Raw genomic sequence first — 21,589 nt, 5'->3', positions numbered from 1 at the left:
AAATGCGGATTTCCGGCATATTCAGCTTCCTGTCACTCGCTTGTCATGTAGTATGGCCAACGGGACCGGACGGAGGGTGCAATGATTCTCGCACGCTTGGCGTTCGCTATGGGTCTGTCCTGTGCAACGCTGGCCGCCTTTCCTGCAAAGGCGGATGTCATGGAGATAGATGCTGACGGAGCACGCTGGATAGCCGGCGGGAGCCCCGCGACGACGCACGTCGACATGACAGCTATCGAATCCGAGACCTTTGGCGAGGTACCGGCAGACGTCTTCGTCCCCGATTTCGCGGTTGCCGATCCGGCGATTCAGTCGCGCATGGTTCCCGCAGCCTACCAGGCCAAGGTCGCCGAACTTTCTGCCCGCTTCGACCTCAGCCCGACACTGATCGAGGCGTTGGTCTGGCAGGAGAGCCGCTGGCGCGCTTCGGCCGTCTCGCCGGTGGGCGCACGCGGACTTGCCCAGCTCATGCCGGGCACGGCGCGCGACCTTGGCGTCAATGCAGACGATCCTTTCGCCAACCTGGAGGGTGGGGCGCGCTATTTGCGCGAACAGCTCGACAGGTTCGACGGCGATCTCGAAAAGGCGCTTGCCGCCTATAATGCCGGACCCGGCCGCGTCGAAAAGGCCGGCGGCATTCCGCGCATCCGCGAAACACAGCTTTACGTGGCCTCGATCATGGGCCGCCTTGCCGACCACTCACGGGAGTAAATTCACTTGAAGCGTTCGATTTCGATTCCGGCCGTGATGGCCCTGCTTGCAACCCCGTCTGCCGCTTTCGCGCAGGCAGCCGATCCCGCCGGTTCGGGCCCGATCGTCGCCGCGCTCGGCTGGTTGCAGGGCACGCTGCTGGGCAATGTCGCCACCGCGGTTGCAGTGATGGCGGTCGCCGCCGTCGGCTTCATGATGCTGACCGGCCGCCTCAACTGGCGCTTCGGCGCGACCGTGATCATCGGCGTCTTCATCCTGTTCGGTGCAGCCTCGATCGTCGCCGGCATCCAGGGCGTCGCGGCGGGCTGACCATGACGAACCTCGTCCGCCATCCCGTCCACCGTGCGCTCACCCGCCCGCAGATGTTCGCGGGGGTGACATATAACTATTTCATCATCAACGGGATGGTGACGACCGAGATATTCCTGATCACCGGCAGCTGGCTCGCCTTGCTGGCTGCAGTGGTCATGCATGGCATCGGCTATTTCGCCTGCCTGCGCGAACCGCGCATCTTCGACCTTTGGATCACCAAGGTTTCGAAGTGCCCGCGCGTCGCGAACTACAAGCGCTGGGGGTGCAATTCCTATGCAGCCTGAGCGGGAAGGGTCTTTGTAATGAGCAAGTGGAAGGGAGCAGCGGCCTGGAGCGCGAAGGAAGCGCGCGCGGGCGACCGGCTGCCCTATGCGCGCCTGATCGACGAGAGCACGCTGCTGCTGCGCGACGGGTCGGTGATGACCGCGATCCAGGTCCCCGGCCTGCTGTTTGAGACCGAGGACAGCGAGGCGCTGAACGCCCACGCTGCGACGCGCGAGGTGGTGCTGCGCTCCACGCTCGACGCGCGTTTCGTGCTCTACCATCACGTCATCCGCCGCCGCGTTTCGGTTGAGCTGGAATCGCAGTTCCCCGATCCCATCAGCCGCCACATCGACGCGCGCTGGCGCGAGCGGCTGGGCTCTGGCCAGCTCTTCGTCAACGACCAGTTCATTACCCTGATCCGTCGACCCGCACGCGGCAAGGCGGGCCTGGTCGAGCGTGTCAGCAAGGGCTGGAAGAAGAAGGGCCGCCCGCAGCTGGAGGCCGATCCCAAGGACTTGCGCTCGCTGCGCGCCGCCTCGCAAGGGCTGGTCGCCGCGCTGCAGGCCTATGGCGCCACGCCGCTGACCGACTACGTCGGGCCGCAGGGCAATACCAATTCGGAAATGCTCGAACTGCTCTCGGCGCTCTATAATGGCGAGATGCGTCCGGTCAGGAAGCCCGCCGACGATGTCGATGTGGGCCACATGCTGCCCTATCGCCGGGTCAGCTTCGGCCTCGACGCGATCGAGCTGCGCGGTTCGGGCTCGCCCGATTTCGCCGCCATCCTCGGCCTCAAGGATTATCCCGAAGCAACCTCGCCCGGCCTGCTCGACAGCCTGCTGCGCCTGCCGTTCGAAATGGTGGTGAGCGAAAGCTACGCCCCGACCGAGCGCCAGACCGCGCGCGAGCGGATGGACCTCGCCATTCGCCGCCTCAAGTCCGCGGACGAGGAAGCTGCTGCCGAGCGTGCCGACATGATGGCCGCGCGCGATGCGCTGGGTAACGGGGCGGTCGGTTTCGGCGACCATCACCTGACCGTCATGGTCAAGGAACGGGACCTCGGTCGGCTTGACGATGCCATGGCCGCCTGCGCCGCCGCGCTCGCCGATACCGGCGCGATCGCGGTACGCGAGGACACCAATCTCGAACCCGCCTTCTGGGGCCAGTTCCCCGGCAACGAGGGCTACCTCGTCCGCCGCGCGCTGATTTCCAGCGCCAACATGGCGAGCTTCGGTTCACTCCACGGCTTTGCGCTCGGCCAAGCGCAGGGCAACCATTGGGGCGAGGCGGTGACGCTGCTGGAAACCACCAGCGCGACCCCGTTCTTCTTCAACTTCCACCACGGCGACCTGGGCAATTTCTCGGTCATCGGGCCCTCGGGCTCGGGCAAGACCGTGGTGATGAACTTCCTCGCCGCTCAGGCACAGAAGTTCAGCCCCCGCACCATCCTGTTCGACAAGGATCGCGGCGCCGAGCTGTTCGTGCGCGGCATCGGCGGGCGCTATGACAGCATCCGCGCGGGCGAGCCGACCGGCTTCAACCCGCTCGCGCTGCCCGACACCCCGACCAACCGCGCCTTCCTGCGCGACTGGCTGGGCGTGCTGCTCAAGGCCAATGGTCCGGAGGAAGAGCAGACCATCGCGGGTGCTGTCGACGCGGCCTATGCCAACGACCCGTCGCTGCGCCGCCTGCGCAATTTCCGCGAGCTCCTTTCCGGCACCCGTCGCCCGCAGCCGGGCGATTTGTCCGACCGCCTCGGCGCGTGGATCGGCGAGGGCGAGCATGCGTGGATGTTCGACAATGCCGAGGACCGGCTCGACCTGACCGCGCGCGTGCTCGGCTTCGACATGACCGCGCTGCTCGAGAACCCGCGCCTGCGCACGCCGACGATGATGTACCTCTTCCACCGCATCGAGGAGCGTCTCGACGGCAAGCCGACGATGATCCTGATCGACGAAGGCTGGAAGGCGCTGGACGACGAGGTCTTCGCCGCCCGCATCCGCGACTGGCTCAAGACGCTGAGAAAGCGCAATGCACTGGTCGGGTTCGCCACGCAGAGCGCCCGCGACGCGCTGGAAAGCCGCATCTCCACCGCGCTGGTCGAGCAGACGGCGACCATGGTCTTCATGCCCAACTCCCGCGCGCGCCCTGAGGATTATTGCGACGGTTTCGGCCTGACCGAGCACGAACTCGCGCTCATCCGCACGCTGCCTGCGCACAGCCGCTGCTTCCTCGTCCGCCAGCCCGATGCGAGCGTCGTGGTGCGCCTCGATCTCTCGGGTGCGCCCGAGGTCCTGACGCTGCTGTCGGGTCGTGAGAGCACCGTGCGCCGCCTCGACCTGCTGCGAGATGCGCTGGGCGACGCGCCTGCCGACTGGTTCCCCGCGCTTACCGGCACCGCATGGCCGGGCGGGGCGAACGACATCGAGGAGGCGGGGGTCGAGACCCTCGGCCTTGCCGCAGAATGACCAGCGCCAACTGCCAGCAGGCGGCCCAGGAGGTCGGTAACGGCATCGCCGCCGCACTGAAGGGCGTCGACTGCGTCGCGGGCGAGGCTTCGGCCGCCGCCTTCGGTCGCCTGTTCGCGCCCGGCGGTCAGCTCGGCACGGTACTGACCATCGTCCTCACGCTCTATGTCGCAATGTTCGGCTTCGCGCTGCTGACCGGCCGCACAAATGTCGGCGTCCGCTCGCTGGTGCCGCGCATGGCGACACTGGGCATCGTACTGATGTTCGCGACCAGCTGGCTCGCCTACCAGAGCTTCGTGTGGAACCTTGCCATCGGCACGCCCGACTACCTCGCGGGCATCCTCACCGGAACGCGCGGCAGCGCGACGCAGGTCTTCGCGCAGAAGATCGACGTCGTCTTCCTCGCGATCCAGGAGGCGAGCGGGGGGAACGAGGAGTTCTCCGCCTTCTCGCCCGAAGGGATGATGTGGCTCGGTGCCATGCTGTTCATGCTCGGCACCGTCGGCCTGCTGGTAACGACCAAGATCGCGCTGGGCGTGCTGGTCGCGCTGGGTCCAATCTTCGTGGTGATGGCGCTGTTCAATGGCACGCGCGGCCTGTTCACCGGCTGGGTGAAGGGGCTCGTCATGTGTGCTCTGGCGCCGCTTTTCGCGGTACTCGGCGGCAGCGTGATGCTCGAATTGGCCGTGCCGATCCTCGGCCAGCTGACCGCCACGCCGGGGCAGGTGAACCCGCAGGCGGCGATGGGCTTCTTCATGGTCGGCGCGGTGCATGTCGCGCTGATGGTGCTGGTGCTCAAGGTTGCCGGTGCCATGGTGTCGGGCTGGACCGTCTTCGGCCTCACATCGAGCAAGGAAGAGAAGTCCGGCTCTTCGGCCCCGGCCGTGGCCGCCGCGGCCCCTTCCGCCGCGCTGGCCCAGGCCCAGGTCGCCAACCAGGCCAGTTCCGCCGCACGCCGGATCGACGTATCCGCCGTCCCGACCGCCGCCGCCGCCAATGACGGCGCGGGCGGTTCGACGACGCGCACCACCAAGGTTTTCGCCACCGCTTCAGGCAGCGGTCAGGTGACACCGCTCAATTCGGGCCCGTCGCGGGCAATGGGGATCGGCAGCCGCTTCAAGCCCGCCCCGCCCAAGGCCCTCGACCGTACTGTGGAGAAACGCTGATGAACCGCGCGATCATACCCGCGCTCGCCCTTGGGCTGCTGGCGACGCCGGCCCTCGCCAAGGACCCCCGCCTCGTCGAGGTGATGTACGACGACATGCGCATCGTGCGCGTCGACGGAAAAGTGGCCGTGCAGGCCTCGATCGTGTTCGGCGAGGACGAGGCGATCGAGAACGTCGCCATCGGTGACAGCCAGGCATGGCAGGTGACGCCGAACAAGCGCGCCAACATCCTGTTCGTGAAGCCGCTGGAAGCACGTGCTGCGACCAACATGACGGTGATCACCAACAAGCACACCTACCTGTTCGACCTGATCGCCAGCCCGACCGCGAAGCCGCTCTACGTGCTGCGCTTCAACTATCCGCCGGAGCCCGAAAAGCCCAAGGAACAGCTCGCGGCCAATGCGCCGGCAAGCCAGCCCGACGCACCTGCCCAGCAGATCATGACGGTCGACCCGTCGGACCTCAACTTTGCCTGGAATGCCTCTGGCGATCCCGGCCTCCTGCCGGAAAATACCTTCGACGACGGCACCGCGACCTTCCTGACTTGGCCGGAAGGCAAGGAGGTGCCCGCGATTCTCGTCACCAATTCCGACGGCGTCGAAGGACCTGTCAACTTCACCGTGCGCGGCGATACCATCGTGGTCGATGGCGTGCCGCGGACCATCGTGCTGCGTTCCGGCAAGGATCGCGCACTGCTCGTCAACACCGGGCCGGAGCGAGCTGCCGCGCCGTCCCAATCGCGCGGGTCTGCCGCGCTCGCCTCACGAGGAGGTAACTGATGCGTCTCGCCATGCGCCTGCCCGAAAAGAAGTCGGGCCAGACCCACGTCGCCAACGATATCGACCCGCGTGACGAGGCCGATGCCGAGGTGATCGACCTTGCCCAGCGCAACGCCTTCCCGGCGGTCGCGCGTCCCGGCGGCAAGTCGGATGCCATGGGCCTCGTCGCGGGCATCGCGATCGTGGCCGGCCTTGGCGCAGTGACGCTGTGGAGCATGAATGCCGCCCGTGTCGCCCCGCCGCAGGGTGTTGGCGGTCAGCAGGTCCAGCAGCCGGTCGAAACCGTCCCCATGGTCCCCGCAGAGGCGATCACCCAGGTCGGCCAGGTTCCGGCTCCGCAGGCGCCGCCGGCCGTGCTCCCGGACCCGGCTCCGCAGGCTATCTATGCCGCGCAGCCGCAGCCGATGGCCAATCGCTATGCGAGCCCGACGGTCGTCTTCGATTCCACCAATGGTCCTGCGACCGTTGCCCTGGCCCAGCCCGCTGCGGGCGGTGAGGCAGCGGCTGCGACCGGCAATTCGGCCAGCGACTTCGCCAGCCGCGTCGGCGGAGTGGGCGGCGCGCCCGCGCAGGCCCGCGCCATGGTCAATCCCTCGACCACAGTCACGCAGGGCACGCTGATTCCCGCGATCCTCGAAACCGCGATCGACACCAATGTACCGGGCTTCGTCCGCGCAGTAGTGAGCCAGGACGTGCGCAGCTTCGACGGGACCAAGGTGCTCGTCCCGCGTTCGAGCCGCCTGATCGGCCAGTACCAGTCGGGCATGCAGAACGGCCAGCGCCGCGCCTATGTCATCTGGACCCGCCTGATCCGCCCGGATGGCGCGTCGGTGAACCTTGCCTCGCCCGCTATCGGGTTCGACGGCACGACCGGCCTCGAAGGCAAGGTTTCGGGTGCCGGCTTCTTCAAGCGCTTCGGTTCGGCCATGTTGCTGTCGGTTGTCGGCGGTCTCGGTTCCGTCATCAGCGGCGGGGCGGGCGGCGTTCTTGTCGGCGGCGCGAGCCAGTCGGCGGCCTCGACTGCGGCACAGCAGGACGGGCAACGCAGCCCGACCGTGCGCGTCCGCCAGGGTGAGCCGATCCGCATCTTCACCGCGCGCGATCTCGACTTCTCCTCGGTCAGCTGAGGCGCGACACCGCGTGAGCGCAGATATCCATCCCTTCCTCCCGGACGAGCATCCGGACGACGACGCGCCGCCGGTCGACCTCCATGGGGAGCGTAGCGTTTATCTCGACGCCTATCTCGCGCCTTTCCGCGAATGGCTGGAGCGCGACACGGTCACCGAAATCCTGGTCAACCGGCCGGGTGAGGTATGGGTCGAGGATGCGGCACATCCGGGAATGCAGAAGGTCCTGCGGCCCGAGATCGACGACCGGCTGGTCCAGCGCCTCGCCGAACAGGTCGCCCGGGTCAGCCACCAGGGTATCAACCGCGAACACCCGCTGCTCGGCGCCACGCTGCCCGACGGCGCGCGCGTCCAGTTCTGCGGACCGCCTGCCGCGCGCAAGCACTGGGCCATGGCAATCCGCCGCCATCGCCGTCTCGACCTGCCGCTCGACGCCTATGACACCGGCCCGCTGGCCCCGCTGCAACAGGGCGACATGCCCGATCCGCAGGCCCAGCCTGTCGCTTTCCTGCGCGAGGCGATCCGCCAGCGCCGCACCATCCTCGTTTCCGGCGGTACCAGCACCGGCAAGACCACCTTCCTCAATGCCATGCTGGGAGAGATCCCGCGGCACGAGCGCGTCGTGCTGGTCGAGGATACGCCGGAGCTGAAGCTGCCGGGCGAAAACGGCGTCGGCCTGGTCGCGGTGAAAGGCGAGCTGGGCGAGGCCAAGGTCACGGCCAACGAACTGCTCCAGGCGGCCCTGCGCCTGCGGCCCGATCGTATCGTGCTGGGCGAGCTGCGCGGCGCGGAAAGCGTCAGCTTCCTGCGCGCCATCAATACCGGCCACCCGGGCAGTTTTTCGACCATCCACGCCAACAGCCTGCGCGGCGCGCTCGAGCAGCTTTCGCTCATGGTCATGCAGACCGGAATCGGCCTCACCCGCAGCGATACAATCGCTTATGCGGCAAGCGTCATCGACGTTCTTGTGCAGTTGGGGCGCGACGGAAACGGCAAACGCGGCATTTCCCAGATTGCGTTGAGCAGTTCCTTGGTCTGAACCGCTGTCCCCGTTCCCGGGGCTGCGTGCAGCCATGCCGTAACGTCAGGAAGGTTCCCAAGTGGGGACTTTGGATAACACTCGCAAAAAACTGTAGGGGTTTCGCGCAATTATCCTGCGCACACACTTGCGTGCATACGAATGTATGATAGCTTTCGTCCCCTAGGCTGCACAGACGGCCAGTGGAGAGGAGAGGGTTTATGAGAGTGAGGGCTACCTTGCTTGCGGGGATTTGCGCGAGCGCAATGTCGTTCCCTGCTTATGCTCAGGATACCGGTGGCGACGAAGAGACGCCCACCGTCAATCAAAACGTCATCATCGTTACCGCTCAGCGTCAGAACCAGAGCCTGCAGGAAGTTCCGATCGCCGTTAGCGCGTTCGATTCTGCCGCTCTCGAAGCGCAGCAGATCGAAAACGCCAGCGACCTTCAGCTGACCCTGCCGAACGTCTCGTTCACGAAGAGCAACTTCACCAGCTCCTCCTTCACTATCCGCGGCATCGGCGACCTTTGCGTCGGTACCTCCTGCGATAGCGCGACCGCTATCCACGCAAATGGCTCCCCTCTGTTCGGCACGCGCCTGTTCGAAACCGAGTATTTCGACCTTGAACGCGTCGAAGTTCTGCGCGGTCCCCAGGGCACCCTGTTCGGCCGCAACGCAACCTCGGGCGTTGTCAACGTCGTCACCCACAAGCCTGAACTCGGCGAATTCGGCGCTTCCGGCGAGTTCGAATACGGCAACTACAACGGCATCAAGGCCAAGGGGATGGTCAACGTTCCTGTCGGCGATACCATCGCTGCCCGGGTCGCCGGCTTCTACCTGAAGCGTGACGGCTACACGACCAACCTGTTCAACAACGAAGATATCGACGGTCGCGAGATGTATGCTGTGCGCGGCTCGCTGCGTTTCGAACCGGGTCCGGACACGACTTTCGATCTCATGGGATATTATTTCCGTGAAGACGACAATCGCATGCGCATCCAGAAGCAGCTGTGCCAACGCGACGAAACCGGCATTCTCGGCTGTCTCAACAACCGGCGCGACTTCGACAAGACCAACTCGAACTCGACCTTTACCGGTACGTTGGGTTCATCGGAATTCCTGGCAATCAACGGCATTCCGGGCAGCTTCGGCCTCAACAGCCTGTATGGCCCGGATGCTTATGCGAATTTCGTCGAACCGGCCAGCTATCGCCAGGTCAATACGCAGTTCACGCCGGAATATTTCGCGGATGAATTGCAGGTTCAGGCGCATCTCGAACAGGGCCTCGGCTCCATCAAACTCGGCCTTACCGGTGTTTACCAGGAAACCTCCGTCAACTCGCGGCAGGACTATAATAACGGTGTCGGGGAAATCCCGCAGGCAGCAACGGCCTTCGCTACGCTGAACACCTTTGCCAACCCCCTGGCTGTCGGACCGACGGTGGCGTCCTATTTCCAGCCAATCGTGGATGGCTTGTTTGACGGCTCCAACCTGTGCGTATCGGATACGCGTGACGATGGTTTGGGTGCTTTCGAAGGGGCCAGGATTTGTACGCCAAGCGGAACGCAGTTTGACCGCTCGTCGTCCCATGGCAACTCGTGGTCGGTGGAAGCGATCATTTCGTCGGATTTCGACGGGCCGTTCAACTTCCTCCTCGGCGGCATTTACGCCAACGCCAAGGCCTATGACACCGACTATTATGTCAATGCTTTCGCGATTGACTACATCACCGGTGTCCTTGGTTCGTTCACTTCGCTGGGCGGCGGTCTTCCGCCGAGCTACCTCGCGACGTCGTACTACCGCAACAACACCAAGAGCTTCGAGCTGAAGAGCTACGGCATCTTCGGCGAGGCCTACTTCGATCTGTCGGACAGCATCAAGATCACTGCTGGTCTGCGTTACAACAACGACAAGAAGAGCCTGGATGCACGCACTACGCTTGCCTCCTTCCTCAATCCGTACAGCAACAATGGCGATCCGTTCGATTCGCCGTATGTCGGCAGCTTCGACGCCGACCCGGGTCTTGCGGGTAACCAGCTCCTGCAGTCGCGCAATGTCGGCTTCGACGAAATCACTGGTCGCTTCGTGATCGACTGGAAGATCTCGCCGGACAGCCTCATCTATGCGTCGTACTCGCGTGGCTACAAGTCGGGCGGTATCAACCCGCCGCTGTCGCCGGTGTTTGCCGTTAGCGAAAGCTTCGGTCCGGAAAGCATCAATGCCTACGAAATCGGTATCAAGAATACCTTTGCCAACGGCGCTTTCCAGCTCAACGCTACTGCTTTCTACTACGACTACACCGGTCTCCAGTTGAGCCGCATCATCGCCCGTACCTCGGTCAACGACCAGATCGATGCCAAGGTCTGGGGTATCGAGCTCGAAAGCATCATGGCGCCTTCGCCGGACTGGCTGGTCAACATGAACTTCAGCTACCTCAACGCCGAGGTTGCAGGGGATCAGTACTTCTCGGACCCGCGTGATCCGGGTGGCGGCGATGCAAATGCAGTGATCATCAAGGACATCACCAACGGCGCACTCTGCGCAGTCACCGGTGGTGCTCCGGGTGGTCCGGATGCCTTCGTCAATGCCGTTAACCCGGCACTTGGCCTCCAGGGTGTCGAAGAGTTCGCTGCGGACGGCAACATCGCGTCTGCCGGGGCCTTCAGCATCTGCAACGTGCTGACCGCACAGGCTGCAGCAATCGGTGCGGCCTTCGGCGGCATCCAGGTGCTGAGCCCGGGTGTCGAAGTGAACCTGAAGGGCAACAAGCTGCCGCAGGCTCCGGAGATGAAGGCTTCGGCCGGCGTCCAGTACACGGCACACTTCGATAATGGCATGACCCTGGTACCGCGCGTGGACGTCGCCTTCACCGGCGAGCAGTATGGCAACGTCTTCAACGGCCGCGTCAACCGCATCGAACCGTTCTTCCAGGCGAACGCCTCGATCCAGCTGAACGGCTCGGATGACCGCTGGTTCGTCCGCGGCTTCGTCCAGAACATCTTCAACGATGACTCGGTAACCGGTCTTTACGTTACCGACGCATCGTCGGGCCTGTTCACCAACGTCTTCACTCTCGACCCGCGTCGCTACGGCATCGCGGTGGGTGCGAAGTTCTAATCTGACCCGGACAAAGGGGGAGGAGGGGCGGCCTGCGGGTCGCCCCTTTTTCTATGTCCTCGATACGTGAGAGAGAGTCAGTCGCGCGTGTCGGTGCTGGCGAAGGGCGAGAAGTCGGTGTCGGTATCGAACACCTCCACGCCTTCCGCCTTCTTCAGTCCCCCGACCACGGCATAGGTAACCGGCGTCAGCAGCGCTTCCCATGCGGTCTTGATGACCCATTGCGACAGGACGACCTGCCACAGCTGCTCGATCGGCCAGCCGGCCAGCCCATAGAAGGCGAGCGGATAGAAGATCAGGCTGTCCAGACCCTGGCCCACGATCGTCGAACCGATGGTGCGCATCCACAGGTGGCGCCCCTGGCTCCACACCTTCATCTTGGCGAGCACGAAGCTGTTGGCGAACTCGCCGACCCAGAAGGCGGTCATCGAGGCAAGCACGATGCGCCAGCTGTTGCCGAACACGAACTCGTAAGACTCCTGCCCCGGCCACCCCGCTGCCGGCGGCAGCTTGACCACCACCCACGCCATGAAGGCCATGAAGGCGAGTGCCGCGAAACCGGCCCAGATCACCCGTCGCGCGCGGGCATAGCCGTAAACCTCGGTCAGCACGTCGCCGATGATGTAGCTCACCGGGAAGAACAATACGCCCGCGCCGAACGACCATTCACCGATGCCCGGCAGGTTCACGTAGCTCGGCTTGGATGCCCCGATGAGGTTCGACAGCAGCAGGATCGTGACGAATGCCGCCATGACGAGGTCGTAATAACGGAACCGCGGAGCTTCCGAGGCGGGGCGGGGTGTGGGGCTGTTTTCCATGGCAAAGGTGATTAGAGCCGATTGGCCCCGCGCGAAAGCGGCGTTATGGCAGCCGCAGCGCGCGCCCGTAGTTCAACTGGATAGAGCACGAGCCTTCTAAGCTTGGAGTTGCAGGTTCGAGTCCTGCCGGGCGCGCCACTTCCCCCAAGCGCGCGGAAAGTCAGCCCCGCGCTACCGACTCCAGCGGTTCGCCGGTGACGGGATAGCCATGCTCCTCGCCGATATGCAGCCAAGATTTCCCGTCGGTCTCTCCGATGAAGGGCGTGATGGTACGCACAGGAATCGCCTCGGCCTGTGCCCTCGCTTCCTCGAAGCTCCCGAAGAGCGCCAGTCGCTCGAGGTTGCGGCGGGTCGGGAAGATGACCTTGATCTCCTCCCGTTCGGCGGCGTCGAGTGCACCCTGCGCGGTCGTCCAGAAGAGATGGGTGTTCTCCGACAAATCGGCTTCGATCTCGACCGCCCCGGTGCCCAGATCGGCGAGGTAAAAGCGGGTATCGTAGACGCGTGGAATGCGCTCGTTCTTGGGAAACCAGCGGGCGAAAGGCGTGAGCTGGTCGAGATCGAGTTCCCAGCCGAAATGTTCGAGGACGGGAGCAAGCTGGCCGGTCTGTTGCAGGAACTCGCGAGCGGCGCGTGCCTTGGCGGCATCGATGTCGCCCTTGAGCCCGATGGCCAGCCCGGTCTCCTCTAGCGTCTCGCGCACCACCGCAACCTGGTGCGCGGCCTCGTCGGGATCGAGCGGCCCGCCGATCATGGCGCCGAGCTCGAAATCGGCCGGATCGACACGGCCGCCGGGGAAGACCGCCATGCCGCCGGCGAAGACCATGTTGCGCGAGCGGATGGTCATGAGGATTTCCGGCGGCCCATCCACCTCGCCCTTGCGAAAGATGACGACAGTGGCGGCTGGAATGCCATCGGGCGAGGTGTTGACGGTGTCGCTCATCCTTCACTTGTTACCCGAGGGCGGCGGCTTGCCAAGGCAAACCGGAGGCATGTCGGGATTTTTTACATGAAGCTTTGGCGTGAAGCGGGCGTTAACCACTGTATCGCCCACTAACCCGTGCTTCGCAGAGTTTGGCACGGCGCCTGCATAATAGCCGGTGTCCCTAAGAAGTCTTCCTCGGGGCGCGCCTGTCCCTGGTTTTGGCAGCGCCCCTTTGAGTACAAAAAAGGCCCGCCTGGTTGTCCCACCAGGCGGGCCTTTCCCGTTTCAGTTTTGGCGCGGCGTCAGCCTTCGGCCTTTGCAACCTGCTTGTCGGCCATCATCTGCTGGAGTTCGCCGGCTTCGAACATTTCCATCATGATGTCGCTGCCGCCGACGAATTCGCCCTTGATGTAGAGCTGGGGAATGGTCGGCCAGTCGGAAAAGCTCTTGATGCCCTGGCGGATTTCCATGTCCTGCAGGACATCGACGCTGTCATAGGCGACGCCGCAGTGGTCGAGGATTGCCACGGCCCGACTGGAAAAGCCGCACTGCGGGAAAAGCGGAGTGCCCTTCATGAACAGGACCACGTCGTTGCTGCCGACGATATCGGCGATGCGCTGGTTAGTATCGGACATAGGAGGTCCGTCCTTCGTCAAGAAATTGCGTTGCGAGAGATCAGGTGGGGGCTTGGGTGGTCAGTTGCAAGGCGTGCAGTTCGCCGCCCATGCGCCCGCCCAGCGCGTCATAGACCAGCTTGTGCTGCTGGACGCGGCTCTTGCCCGCGAATTGCGGCGCGGTGACCTTGGCTGCCCAATGGTCGTTGTCGCCCGCAAGGTCGCGCATCTCGACCACCGCGCCGGGAAGCGCAGTTTCGATCAGCGCGACGATATCGGCTGCGGCCATCGGCATGGGTTCAGCGCTGGTCCGTCATGAACTGGCGGCGGGCCTCGACGGCGCACTCTTCCAGTTTGGAGCGAATATCTTCCTCGCTGACATCGCAGTCGGCAGCGGTCAGGTCGCCTAGGAGCTTGCGGATGACATCCTCGTCACCGGCTTCCTCGAAATCGGCCTGGACGACAGCCTTCTTGTAGGCGTCGGTCTCTTCTTCGGTGAGACCCATCAGGCTCGCGGCCCATTCGCCGACCAGGCGATTGCGGCGTGCGGCGATCTTGAAGGCGTTTTCCTCGTCGAAGGCGAACTTGGCTTCCTCGCCGCGCTCGCGATCCTTGAAATCGGTCATGATTGTCCTCTCGGGATGGGAATGTCGGGGGCCGGAATAGGCGCGGCCCCCCAAGCCCGCAAGGGCGCTTGTTCGTTCACCGCCGCAAGGGCCTTATTCCATCACCACGACGAGTTTCCCGATCGCCCCGCGGTTTTCGAGCTTGGCGATGGCTTCGTGCGCGCGCTCGATCGGATAGGTTTCGCTGACGAGCGGGTCGATCTTGCCGGCCTTCCACAGGTCGAACAGTTCCTCGATGTTCTTCTGGTTGCGCTCGGGCTCGCGGGCCGTGAACGCGCCCCAGAAGACGCCGCGAATGTCGCAACTCTTCAGCAGGGTGAGGTTGAGCGGCATCTTCGCTATGCCGGCGGGGAAACCGACCACCAGGAAGCGTCCCTCCCACGCGATTGCGCGCAGGGCGGGTTCGGAATAGTCGCCGCCGACGATGTCATAGACGATGTCAGCGCCATTGGGGCCGACAGCCTCCTTGAAGGCGTTGGCGAGATCCTTCGACGTATCCTTGTCGAACGGCGCGCGCGGGTAGATCACGACTGCGTCCGCGCCGTGCTGTTTTGCAACTTCGCCCTTTTCCTCGGTCGAGACGGCGGCAACCACGCGGCATCCCCAGGCCTTGGCCAGCTCGACCGCCGAGAGACCAACACCGCCCGCTGCGCCGAGCACCAGGACGGTGTCGCCTTCCTTGATGTCGCCGCGGTCCTTGAGGCCATGGATGTTTGTGCCGTAGGTCATCAGCAGCGCGCTGGCTTTCACCAGGTCGACGCCTTCAGGTACCTTGAACAGGCGCGCCGCGGCGACCGCAACCTTCTCCTGCAAGCCGCCATTGCCGACGCCGCACATGACCTTGTCGCCGACCTGCCAGCCGGTCACGCCTTCGCCCAGCGCCTCGATCGTGCCCGAGATCTCGCCACCCGGCGCGAAGGGGCGCGGCGGCTTGAACTGGTACATGTCGCGGATGATCAGCGTGTCGGGGAAGTTGATCGCGCAGGCGGCGACCTTGATCAGCACCTCGCCCTTGCCGGGGGTGGGCTCGGCAATGTCCTCGACAACGAGGGTTTCAGGACCACCGGTTTCCTTCGACAGGACTGCCTTCATGCTGCTTCTCTCTCACTCTTCTGGGGGTTGTCGAGCCAGGGCAGGGCCTGGCCGCGCGTCTCTTCGTGTGTCGTGATTGCGCCCTCGCTGGCAAGCGTCAGGCCGATCTCGTCGAGGCCTTCGATCAGGCACCGCTTGCGGAACGGGTCGATCTCGAAGGTGAACCGGTCCTGGAAGGGCGTGGTGACGACCTGGTTCTCGAGATCGATGCTGATCGGTTGATCCTGTGCAACTTCAAGCAGGCGGTCGACCTGTTCCTGCGGAAGGGCAACCGTGAGGATGCCGTTCTTGAAGGCGTTGCCCGAAAAGATGTCCGAAAAGCTCGGCGCGATCACTGCGGTGATCCCAAGGTCGAGCATGGCCCATGCGGCGTGTTCGCGGCTCGATCCGCAGCCGAAATTGTCGCCCGCGATGAGGATGGGGGCACCGGCGAAATCCTCCACGTCGAAGGGATTGCCGGGTGTCTGACGGATGCTCTCGAACGCGCCCTTGCCGAGCCCCTCACGGCTGACCGTCTTGAGCCAGTGCGCGGGGATGATCACGTCGGTGTCGATGTTCTTGAGGCCGAGCGGAATGGCGCGGCCTTCGACGGTCGAGACGGGTTTCATTACTTCGCTGACTCCGGGAATTCTGGCAGGCGGACGAGGTGCCGCGGATCGTGCTGGATGACGATCGTGGCATCGAGATTGTCGGCCATCTGGTTGAAGCGCTCGAACGATGCGAGCGTATCGGCGCGGTCGGTATTGAACTGCGGTACGCCGCGGTTCGTGATCTGCTCTTCGAAATGGTAGAGGTCGCCGGTCAGCATGACCGGCCCCGACCGGGGCAGCTTCACCACCAGCGACTTGTGGCCCGGAGTGTGGCCGGGCATCGCGACGATGGTCACCGACCCGTCGCCGAAGACGTCATGATCGGCCACGATCCGCCGGACCTTGCCTGTCGCTCCTTCGCCGAGGAATGGGGCGAATTGTGCGCGTGTCGCGTCCATCTTGCCCGAAGTGATCGCCTCGGCATCGGCCGCGCCGATCAAAAGTTCAGCACCGGAAAAATTGCGAACCTGGCCGATATGGTCGTCATGGTAGTGGCTGACCGCGACGAAGTTGATGTCTTCGGGCTTCAGTCCGATCTGGGCCAGCTGGTCCGGGATGGTCGCGGCAAGACTGGCGGTGAAGACATAGGCCGTCTCGCTCTTGCCCTTGAGCGCGGCGGGATAGCCGGTGTCCCACAGGAGGTAGCGCCTGCCATTGCGAATAACGTAGCAGCTGTCGGTCAGCATGCGCGCTTCGCCATCGTAGAGATGGGTATCGGAAAAGGGCCCGATGTCGCTGATTTCGAGCTTCCCGCAGTCGAGCCGCCACATCTCGATATCGGGCGCGTCCTTGGCCGAAGCGGGCAGGGCGGTGCAGGCCAGCAAGCCGGCTGCGATCACGCTCGATTTTCTCATGCGTTTCTCCCCTGCGGCATGCGGTCTCAGTCGGTTTCGGGATTTTCCCCCGAGGGTATCGGCCCGGGCTGGGTCGGTCCCTTCTTCTTTTCCTTGCGCTTGTTCGCGTAGAGCAGTGCGGCGGCGACAGCGGCGGAACCGATGGCGCCCGCGATGGCGGCCTTGCCGGTGAGTTTCTTGGTCATGCGACCCTCATGCTGGCGTGCTCTCCGCATTGCAAGGGGCGAGCTTGCGGACATCCGTTAGGCGACCCGTCACTGCGGCTGCGGCGGCCATGGCGGGGCTGACCAGATGGGTCCGCGCGCCGGGACCCTGCCGCCCGACGAAGTTGCGGTTGCTGGTCGAGGCGCAGCGTTCGCCCGGCGGTACCTTGTCGGGGTTCATCGCGAGGCACGCCGAACATCCCGGTTCGCGCCATTCGAAACCGGCTTCGGTAAAGATGCGGTCGAGCCCCTCTTCCTCCGCCTGGCGCTTGACCAGGCCCGATCCGGGCACGGCAATGGCCCAACGCACATTGGGTGCCTTGCGCCGACCGCGCAGCACTTCGGCAGCAGAGCGAAGGTCCTCGATCCGGCTGTTGGTGCAACTGCCGATAAAGATGTTCTGGACCTCGATATCCTCGATCGGCGTGCCCGGTTCGAGACCCATGTAGTCGAGGCTCTTGCGTGCAGCGTCCTGCTTCGAAGGGCTGGCAAAACTCTCGGGTGCGGGGACACTGCCGCCGACGGCGACGACATCCTCGGGGCTGGTGCCCCAGCTGACCGTCGGCTCCACCGTGCTCGCATCGATGACGACGGACTTGTCGAATTGCGCTCCGTCGTCGGTGCGCAGCGTCTTCCACCACGCAACCGCGCGATCCCAAGCCTCGCCCTTGGGCGCATAGGGGCGGCCGCGGAGATAGGTGAAAACGGTTTCGTCCGGTGCGATCAGGCCGGCGCGCGCGCCGCCTTCGATGCTCATGTTGCAGACGGTCAGGCGGCCCTCGACGCTCATCTCTTCGAACACCTTGCCGCGGTATTCGATGACGTGGCCGGTACCGCCCGCGGTGCCGATGACGCCGATGATGTGGAGGATCAGATCCTTGGGCGTGACGCCGGGGCCGAGATCGCCCTCGACGCGCACCTCCATGCTTTTCGACTGGCGCAATTGCAGCGTCTGCGTGGCGAGGACGTGCTCGACCTCGCTGGTGCCAATACCGAAGGCGAGCGCGCCGATGCCGCCATGCGCGGCGGTGTGGCTGTCGCCGCAGACGATGGTCGCGCCGGGAAGGGAGAAGCCCTGTTCCGGGCCGACGACGTGGACGATCCCCTGTTCGGGCGCGGTCGCGTCGATATACTCGATGCCGAAGGCGGGGGCGTTGCGTTCGAGCGCGGCAAGCTGTTCGGCGCTCTGCGGATCGGCGATCGGCAGGCGCGAGCCGTCGGCTGCGAGGCGCGGCGTGGTCGGAAGGTTGTGGTCGGGCACCGCCAGCGTCAGGTCGGGGCGGCGCACCTTGCGGCCCGCGGCGCGCAGGGCGTCGAAGGCCTGCGGACTGGTGACCTCGTGGACGAGATGCCGGTCGATGTAGACGAGGCAGGTGCCATCGTCGCGCCTCTCGACCACGTGCGAATCCCAAATCTTCTCGTAAAGCGTGCGCGGTTTGTTGGCCATGCGGGCAGGTTGGGCCACGATTTGCACTCGCGCAAAAAGGCAAATCCAGAGTCTTCCAAACTTAACCTTTCTCTGCTTTATTGACATGAATGTCAGCAAAGCCTTTCGCCTTTCCGATCAAAGTGATTCCCTCCGACATCGATTTCATGGGGCACGTGAACAACGCGCGCTACCTGAACTGGGTGCAGGACGCGGTGCTGGCACATTGGCGCAAGCTCGCCCCGCCACAGGCTGTCGCAGAGCGCGCCTGGGTCGCGATCAAGCACGAGATCACCTATCGCCGCCCGGCCTTCCTCGATGACGATGTGATCGCCAACACGGTGCTCGAAAAGATCCAGGGTGCTAGCGCGTTTTATTCGACCGTGATCGAGCGCAGTGGCGAGGTGCTGGCCGAGGTCAAGTCGCGCTGGTGCTGCATAGATGCCGAGACGCTGCGTCCGGCACGGATCAGTGAGGAAGTGGCTCGGTTCTTTTTCCCCGGCCGCGAATAGCCTATATCCGGTTGCGTCATGGACGCCGTTCTGCCCGCCATCATCGTCATTGCCACCGTCTTCGCGATGGAATGGGTCGCGTGGGGCTCGCACAAGTACATCATGCACGGCTTCGGCTGGGGTTGGCACCGCGACCATCACGAGCCGCACGACAGGCTGCTGGAGAAGAACGACCTCTATGCGATCGTCGGTGCAGCGATGAGCATCTCCATGTTCGCCGTCGGCAGCCCGATGATCATGGGTGCCGACGCGTGGTGGCCAGGCACGTGGATCGGCCTCGGGATACTCTTCTACGGCATCATCTACACGCTCGTTCACGACGGGCTGGTCCACCAGCGCTATTTCCGCTGGGTCCCGAAGAAGGGCTACGCCAAGCGGCTGGTCCAGGCGCACAAGCTCCACCATGCGACCATCGGCAAGGAAGGCGGGGTGAGCTTCGGCTTCGTCTTCGCCCGTGACCCGGCCAAGCTGAAGGCTGAACTCAAGCGCCAGCGCGAGGCAGGGATTGCCGTTGTGCGCGAAAGCGGGATGATCTAGCCCTCGCGAAGGTCGCGTCTCCTTGGGGGAGGGACGGCAGTGACCTCATCATGCAAACTTGTATTGGCGTTGGGCGTGGCGGGATTTGGTGCCACATGCGCGCTCGCGCATCCCGGCCCGACCGACGACAAGATGGTACAACACACCGCGCATCATGCCATGGGCGATGCAGCCACCGCGTTTCTCGCCACTCTCGACGATGACCAGCGCAAGCTGCTCGTGACCACACTGGACGACGAGGCAGCGCGCACCGACTGGAGCAATCTTCCCTCCGCAATGTATCCGCGCACCGGCCTTCCGCTGTCCGCACTCGACGACCGCCAGAGGATCGCATTCCACGACCTGATGGCGGCTGCCATGAGCGGGCAGGGTTACGCCGAGGCGACCACGATCATGTGGATCGACGATTTGCTTCGGGGGATCGAGAGCGATCGGCTCGCGAGCGGCCAAGTGCCGGAGGACCGGCGCGCCCAGGCGGAAGCGGTGATGCAATCGCGCGGTTCCGGCAATTACTGGCTAAGGTTTTTCGGCGAACCGGCGTCGGCGCGTTGGGGGTGGATGATCAATGGACACCATTTCGCTGCCAACTTCACCGTGGTCGACGGTCGCATCGCATTCACGCCGCTCTTCCTCGGTTCGAACCCGCAGATAGTTCAGAGCGGACCCTATGCAGGCTGGCGTGTGCTCGATCACGAAATGGTCGACGGGTTCGCGCTGTTTGCCTCGTTGAATCCCGACCAGCGCGCCGCGGCACTGGCAGGTCCCGAAGTTACCGGCGACATTTTTACCGGCAAGGGTGCCAAGGATGCACCCCGGGCCCCGCTGGGTCTGTCAGCGGACCGCATGACGCCGAACCAGCGCGAGCGCCTGATAGAGCTGATCGCGGACTTCGTGGGTTTCGCCAATAACGATGCTGCCAAGGCCCAGCTGGCGGCGGTCCGTGCCGATGGCCCTGCCAACCTCCGTCTTGCTTGGTGGGGTTCGCCTGACGACCGCAGCAAGCGGTTCATGTACCGCATCGCCGGCCCCTCGATTCTGATCGAGTATACCCGCGAAGGCCAGCCGGACGGTTCGCCTTCCAACCATGTCCACGCGATCGTGCGCGATCCACGCAATGACTATGGCGAGGACTGGTTGCGGCGGCACTACACCGAGGCGCCGCATCCCTGAGCCCTATTTGGGACTACTCGTTGCGCGTAGCGATCCAGCTGCCGCAGATCACGAGCACCGCCAGCGAGATATAATACCAGGGAGCGCCCAGCGTGTACCAGGTGAAGACCACGCCGGTTGTCATCGCCCCGATGGCCATGGTCTTGGCCCTGCGGCTGATCGCGCGGCGTTCGCGCCAGTCGAGAACCTGCGGCCCCCAGTGCGGGTGGTCGAGGATTTTCTGTTCCCACTCGGGATTACTGCGAGCGAAGAAGTAGACCGCCAGGAGCAGGAACGGGACGGTCGGCATGATGGGCAGGAAAGCGCCGATCGCGCCAAGCCCGACGCTGATGATGCCCAATGCGCTATAGATCGGGCGCTTCATCCTAGCCGGCCGCAATCCGTGCGGCGTGTTCCTTGACCAGCGCAATCATGTTCGGGACACCTTGCGTCCGGTTGCTGGACAGCTGGTTCTTGAGGTCGAACGGTTCGAGCGCGCCAGTGATATCCAGATCGGCCACTTCGGCTGCGGGGCGATCCTGGACCGCGGCAATGACCAGCGCGACGATGCCCTTGGTGATCGCGGCATTGCTGTCGGCAAGGAAATGAAGCTTCCCGGCATCGCCGGTCGGATAGACCCAGACCGCCGCGCTGCATCCGCGCACCAGCGTGGCATCGGTCTTGAGCGCGTCGGGCATCTCTTCGAGCTCGCGTCCGAGTTCGATCAACAGGCGATAGCGTTCATCGCCGTCGAGAAAGTCGTATTCTTCAACAATGTCGGAAAGGCTGCGCATGGGCGCCGCCTCTAGCGCCCGCGCGGAGCAAGGTAAATCGGGCAAGCGTCAGCCCGACAGGCCGCCGGGGCGGGTGAAGGCGTAGTAGATAACGTAGAACCAGCCGAAGAAGCCCTGGATGATGGCCCAGATGATCGACTGATGCAGGCTCCAGCTGATGGCGACTGCGATCGCGCTGCCGAGCCCGATGCCCGCCCGCGCAGCGTCGGTTCGCGCGGCGCTCACAGGTCGACCCCGCTGGCGATTGCTTCGAGCTTGCGGATGCGTTCCTTCAGGTCCGCGATCTCGATACGTGCTGCGCCCATGGGCGAGCCCTCTTCACGGGCGGGGGTGCCATCACGATCGAGTTCGCTGCGCTTGAGTTCCAGCCAGCCTGCCCATGCGCGGAGCAGGGCGCCCGCCACCACGACCAGGCCGATCAGCGAAGCTGCGGCGATGATGAAAACTGGTTCGAACATTTCCTCATGTCCTCCTTGAACCTCTTC

26 protein-coding genes and 1 tRNA gene are annotated in these 21,589 nt (G+C 64.3%); 13 read left to right on the top strand and 14 right to left on the bottom strand.

Annotation, left to right across the window (positions count from 1 at the left end):
• Positions 1–81 precede the first annotated feature (81 nt).
• From IRL76_RS09470 to IRL76_RS09430, 9 genes are all read left to right on the top strand, one after another.
• A complete protein-coding gene (locus IRL76_RS09470) occupies positions 82–711 on the top strand; it encodes a lytic transglycosylase domain-containing protein (protein WP_246449648.1) in 630 nt (209 codons plus the stop codon).
• Between the two features lie 6 nt (positions 712–717).
• Positions 718–1,020 (top strand): TrbC/VirB2 family protein, encoded by a 303-nt coding sequence (locus tag IRL76_RS09465; protein WP_200981116.1) that lies wholly within the window; start codon positions 718–720, stop codon positions 1,018–1,020.
• 2 nt (positions 1,021–1,022) lie between these two features.
• On the top strand, positions 1,023–1,307 hold the full coding sequence (locus IRL76_RS09460) for a VirB3 family type IV secretion system protein (RefSeq protein WP_200981115.1): 285 nt from the start codon (positions 1,023–1,025) through the stop codon (positions 1,305–1,307).
• Between the two features lie 18 nt (positions 1,308–1,325).
• Positions 1,326–3,755 (top strand): VirB4 family type IV secretion/conjugal transfer ATPase, encoded by a 2,430-nt coding sequence (locus tag IRL76_RS09455; protein ID WP_200981114.1) that lies wholly within the window; start codon positions 1,326–1,328, stop codon positions 3,753–3,755.
• Positions 3,752–4,921 (top strand): TrbL/VirB6 family protein, encoded by a 1,170-nt coding sequence (locus IRL76_RS09450; protein WP_200981113.1) that lies wholly within the window; start codon positions 3,752–3,754, stop codon positions 4,919–4,921. Before IRL76_RS09455 ends, IRL76_RS09450 begins: the two co-directional genes overlap by 4 nt.
• The gene (locus IRL76_RS09445) at positions 4,921–5,700 is read left to right on the top strand and encodes a TrbG/VirB9 family P-type conjugative transfer protein (RefSeq protein ID WP_200981112.1); all 780 of its coding nucleotides are present in this window, start codon (positions 4,921–4,923) and stop codon (positions 5,698–5,700) included. The genes IRL76_RS09450 and IRL76_RS09445 overlap by 1 nt, the downstream gene beginning before the upstream one ends.
• Positions 5,700–6,827: a TrbI/VirB10 family protein gene (locus tag IRL76_RS09440; RefSeq protein WP_246449646.1), complete on the top strand. Its 1,128-nt coding sequence runs from the start codon at positions 5,700–5,702 to the stop codon at positions 6,825–6,827. The genes IRL76_RS09445 and IRL76_RS09440 overlap by 1 nt, the downstream gene beginning before the upstream one ends.
• A 13-nt stretch (positions 6,828–6,840) precedes the next feature.
• On the top strand, positions 6,841–7,866 hold the full coding sequence (gene virB11 / locus IRL76_RS09435; RefSeq protein ID WP_200981111.1) for a P-type DNA transfer ATPase VirB11: 1,026 nt from the start codon (positions 6,841–6,843) through the stop codon (positions 7,864–7,866).
• A 245-nt stretch (positions 7,867–8,111) separates the two neighbouring features.
• Positions 8,112–10,964, top strand: a complete 2,853-nt coding sequence (locus IRL76_RS09430) for a TonB-dependent receptor (RefSeq protein WP_246449645.1) — start codon at positions 8,112–8,114, stop codon at positions 10,962–10,964.
• A 77-nt stretch (positions 10,965–11,041) separates the two neighbouring features.
• Here IRL76_RS09430 and IRL76_RS09425 read toward each other — a convergent pair whose 3' ends face one another.
• Positions 11,042–11,782 carry a queuosine precursor transporter gene (locus tag IRL76_RS09425; protein WP_200981109.1) on the bottom strand — a complete coding sequence of 247 codons (741 nt, stop codon included), beginning with the start codon at positions 11,780–11,782 and terminating at the stop codon, positions 11,042–11,044.
• A gap of 61 nt (positions 11,783–11,843) precedes the next feature.
• On the opposite strand from IRL76_RS09425, the gene IRL76_RS09420 reads away from it, so the two are divergent.
• Positions 11,844–11,920 (top strand) — tRNA-Arg (locus IRL76_RS09420).
• Between the two features lie 22 nt (positions 11,921–11,942).
• On the opposite strand, the gene IRL76_RS09415 is transcribed toward IRL76_RS09420, so the two are convergent.
• From IRL76_RS09415 to leuC, 9 genes are all read right to left on the bottom strand, one after another.
• Entirely contained in the window at positions 11,943–12,725 is a 783-nt protein-coding gene (locus IRL76_RS09415; RefSeq protein WP_200981108.1) for an NUDIX hydrolase, read from the bottom strand.
• A 284-nt stretch (positions 12,726–13,009) separates the two neighbouring features.
• Positions 13,010–13,342: a Grx4 family monothiol glutaredoxin gene (gene grxD, locus IRL76_RS09410; protein WP_200981107.1), complete on the bottom strand. Its 333-nt coding sequence runs from the start codon at positions 13,340–13,342 to the stop codon at positions 13,010–13,012.
• A gap of 40 nt (positions 13,343–13,382) precedes the next feature.
• Entirely contained in the window at positions 13,383–13,616 is a 234-nt protein-coding gene (locus IRL76_RS09405) for a BolA/IbaG family iron-sulfur metabolism protein (protein WP_200981106.1), read from the bottom strand.
• Positions 13,617–13,620: 4 nt separating this feature from the next.
• Positions 13,621–13,947 carry a DUF1476 domain-containing protein gene (locus IRL76_RS09400; protein ID WP_200981105.1) on the bottom strand — a complete coding sequence of 109 codons (327 nt, stop codon included), beginning with the start codon at positions 13,945–13,947 and terminating at the stop codon, positions 13,621–13,623.
• Between the two features lie 93 nt (positions 13,948–14,040).
• Entirely contained in the window at positions 14,041–15,039 is a 999-nt protein-coding gene (locus tag IRL76_RS09395; protein WP_200981104.1) for an NADPH:quinone oxidoreductase family protein, read from the bottom strand.
• Entirely contained in the window at positions 15,036–15,647 is a 612-nt protein-coding gene (gene leuD, locus IRL76_RS09390) for a 3-isopropylmalate dehydratase small subunit (RefSeq protein ID WP_200981103.1), read from the bottom strand. The genes IRL76_RS09395 and leuD overlap by 4 nt, the downstream gene beginning before the upstream one ends.
• Entirely contained in the window at positions 15,647–16,483 is an 837-nt protein-coding gene (locus IRL76_RS09385; RefSeq protein WP_200981102.1) for an N-acyl homoserine lactonase family protein, read from the bottom strand. Before IRL76_RS09385 ends, leuD begins: the two co-directional genes overlap by 1 nt.
• Before the next feature lie 26 nt (positions 16,484–16,509).
• The gene (locus IRL76_RS09380; protein ID WP_200981101.1) at positions 16,510–16,668 is read right to left on the bottom strand and encodes an isopropylmalate isomerase; all 159 of its coding nucleotides are present in this window, start codon (positions 16,666–16,668) and stop codon (positions 16,510–16,512) included.
• Positions 16,669–16,675: 7 nt separating this feature from the next.
• Positions 16,676–18,133: a 3-isopropylmalate dehydratase large subunit gene (gene leuC, locus IRL76_RS09375; RefSeq protein WP_200981100.1), complete on the bottom strand. Its 1,458-nt coding sequence runs from the start codon at positions 18,131–18,133 to the stop codon at positions 16,676–16,678.
• 89 nt (positions 18,134–18,222) lie between these two features.
• Here leuC and IRL76_RS09370 point away from each other — a divergent pair, with 89 nt between their 5' ends.
• The 3 genes from IRL76_RS09370 to IRL76_RS09360 all read left to right on the top strand — a co-directional run bounded on the left by IRL76_RS09370 (position 18,223) and on the right by IRL76_RS09360 (position 20,331).
• Positions 18,223–18,624, top strand: a complete 402-nt coding sequence (locus IRL76_RS09370) for an acyl-CoA thioesterase (RefSeq protein WP_200981099.1) — start codon at positions 18,223–18,225, stop codon at positions 18,622–18,624.
• A gap of 18 nt (positions 18,625–18,642) precedes the next feature.
• The gene (locus IRL76_RS09365) at positions 18,643–19,161 is read left to right on the top strand and encodes a sterol desaturase family protein (protein WP_200981098.1); all 519 of its coding nucleotides are present in this window, start codon (positions 18,643–18,645) and stop codon (positions 19,159–19,161) included.
• Between the two features lie 132 nt (positions 19,162–19,293).
• Positions 19,294–20,331, top strand: coding sequence for a DUF3500 domain-containing protein (locus tag IRL76_RS09360; protein ID WP_200981097.1), 1,038 nt, complete (start codon positions 19,294–19,296; stop codon positions 20,329–20,331).
• Positions 20,332–20,344: 13 nt separating this feature from the next.
• On the opposite strand, the gene IRL76_RS09355 is transcribed toward IRL76_RS09360, so the two are convergent.
• The 4 genes from IRL76_RS09355 to IRL76_RS09340 are packed head-to-tail and all read right to left on the bottom strand — an operon-like array spanning position 20,345 to position 21,562.
• Positions 20,345–20,695 carry a YbaN family protein gene (locus tag IRL76_RS09355; RefSeq protein ID WP_200981096.1) on the bottom strand — a complete coding sequence of 117 codons (351 nt, stop codon included), beginning with the start codon at positions 20,693–20,695 and terminating at the stop codon, positions 20,345–20,347.
• Between the two features lies 1 nt (position 20,696).
• The gene (locus IRL76_RS09350) at positions 20,697–21,104 is read right to left on the bottom strand and encodes a SufE family protein (RefSeq protein WP_200981095.1); all 408 of its coding nucleotides are present in this window, start codon (positions 21,102–21,104) and stop codon (positions 20,697–20,699) included.
• A 48-nt stretch (positions 21,105–21,152) separates the two neighbouring features.
• Positions 21,153–21,329, bottom strand: coding sequence for a hypothetical protein (locus IRL76_RS09345; protein WP_200981094.1), 177 nt, complete (start codon positions 21,327–21,329; stop codon positions 21,153–21,155).
• Positions 21,326–21,562 carry a hypothetical protein gene (locus IRL76_RS09340; protein WP_200981093.1) on the bottom strand — a complete coding sequence of 79 codons (237 nt, stop codon included), beginning with the start codon at positions 21,560–21,562 and terminating at the stop codon, positions 21,326–21,328. Before IRL76_RS09340 ends, IRL76_RS09345 begins: the two co-directional genes overlap by 4 nt.
• Positions 21,563–21,589: the final 27 nt, after the last annotated feature.

Origin of the sequence: Qipengyuania soli (assembly GCF_015529805.1) — a bacterium.
GTDB classification, from domain to species: domain Bacteria; phylum Pseudomonadota; class Alphaproteobacteria; order Sphingomonadales; family Sphingomonadaceae; genus Qipengyuania; species Qipengyuania soli.
Note: the sequence above shows the minus strand (reverse complement) of the source record. Positions and strands in the feature narration are given on the sequence as shown.

Excerpts from the sequence above, each read along its gene's own strand:
- IRL76_RS09470 (WP_246449648.1), top strand. The coding sequence starts at position 82 with ATGATTCTCGCACGCTTGGCGTTCGCTATGGGTCTGTCCTGTGCAACG.
- IRL76_RS09460 (WP_200981115.1), top strand. The coding sequence starts at position 1,023 with ATGACGAACCTCGTCCGCCATCCCGTCCACCGTGCGCTCACCCGCCCG.
- IRL76_RS09455 (WP_200981114.1), top strand. The coding sequence starts at position 1,326 with ATGAGCAAGTGGAAGGGAGCAGCGGCCTGGAGCGCGAAGGAAGCGCGC.
- IRL76_RS09450 (WP_200981113.1), top strand. The coding sequence starts at position 3,752 with ATGACCAGCGCCAACTGCCAGCAGGCGGCCCAGGAGGTCGGTAACGGC.
- IRL76_RS09445 (WP_200981112.1), top strand. The coding sequence starts at position 4,921 with ATGAACCGCGCGATCATACCCGCGCTCGCCCTTGGGCTGCTGGCGACG.
- IRL76_RS09440 (WP_246449646.1), top strand. The coding sequence starts at position 5,700 with ATGCGTCTCGCCATGCGCCTGCCCGAAAAGAAGTCGGGCCAGACCCAC.
- IRL76_RS09430 (WP_246449645.1), top strand. The coding sequence starts at position 8,112 with ATGTCGTTCCCTGCTTATGCTCAGGATACCGGTGGCGACGAAGAGACG.
- IRL76_RS09425 (WP_200981109.1), bottom strand. The coding sequence starts at position 11,782 with ATGGAAAACAGCCCCACACCCCGCCCCGCCTCGGAAGCTCCGCGGTTC.
- IRL76_RS09415 (WP_200981108.1), bottom strand. The coding sequence starts at position 12,725 with ATGAGCGACACCGTCAACACCTCGCCCGATGGCATTCCAGCCGCCACT.
- grxD (WP_200981107.1), bottom strand. The coding sequence starts at position 13,342 with ATGTCCGATACTAACCAGCGCATCGCCGATATCGTCGGCAGCAACGAC.
- IRL76_RS09405 (WP_200981106.1), bottom strand. The coding sequence starts at position 13,616 with ATGCCGATGGCCGCAGCCGATATCGTCGCGCTGATCGAAACTGCGCTT.
- IRL76_RS09400 (WP_200981105.1), bottom strand. The coding sequence starts at position 13,947 with ATGACCGATTTCAAGGATCGCGAGCGCGGCGAGGAAGCCAAGTTCGCC.
- IRL76_RS09395 (WP_200981104.1), bottom strand. The coding sequence starts at position 15,039 with ATGAAGGCAGTCCTGTCGAAGGAAACCGGTGGTCCTGAAACCCTCGTT.
- leuD (WP_200981103.1), bottom strand. The coding sequence starts at position 15,647 with ATGAAACCCGTCTCGACCGTCGAAGGCCGCGCCATTCCGCTCGGCCTC.
- IRL76_RS09385 (WP_200981102.1), bottom strand. The coding sequence starts at position 16,483 with ATGAGAAAATCGAGCGTGATCGCAGCCGGCTTGCTGGCCTGCACCGCC.
- IRL76_RS09380 (WP_200981101.1), bottom strand. The coding sequence starts at position 16,668 with ATGACCAAGAAACTCACCGGCAAGGCCGCCATCGCGGGCGCCATCGGT.
- leuC (WP_200981100.1), bottom strand. The coding sequence starts at position 18,133 with ATGGCCAACAAACCGCGCACGCTTTACGAGAAGATTTGGGATTCGCAC.
- IRL76_RS09370 (WP_200981099.1), top strand. The coding sequence starts at position 18,223 with ATGTCAGCAAAGCCTTTCGCCTTTCCGATCAAAGTGATTCCCTCCGAC.
- IRL76_RS09365 (WP_200981098.1), top strand. The coding sequence starts at position 18,643 with ATGGACGCCGTTCTGCCCGCCATCATCGTCATTGCCACCGTCTTCGCG.
- IRL76_RS09360 (WP_200981097.1), top strand. The coding sequence starts at position 19,294 with ATGGTACAACACACCGCGCATCATGCCATGGGCGATGCAGCCACCGCG.
- IRL76_RS09355 (WP_200981096.1), bottom strand. The coding sequence starts at position 20,695 with ATGAAGCGCCCGATCTATAGCGCATTGGGCATCATCAGCGTCGGGCTT.
- IRL76_RS09350 (WP_200981095.1), bottom strand. The coding sequence starts at position 21,104 with ATGCGCAGCCTTTCCGACATTGTTGAAGAATACGACTTTCTCGACGGC.
- IRL76_RS09340 (WP_200981093.1), bottom strand. The coding sequence starts at position 21,562 with ATGTTCGAACCAGTTTTCATCATCGCCGCAGCTTCGCTGATCGGCCTG.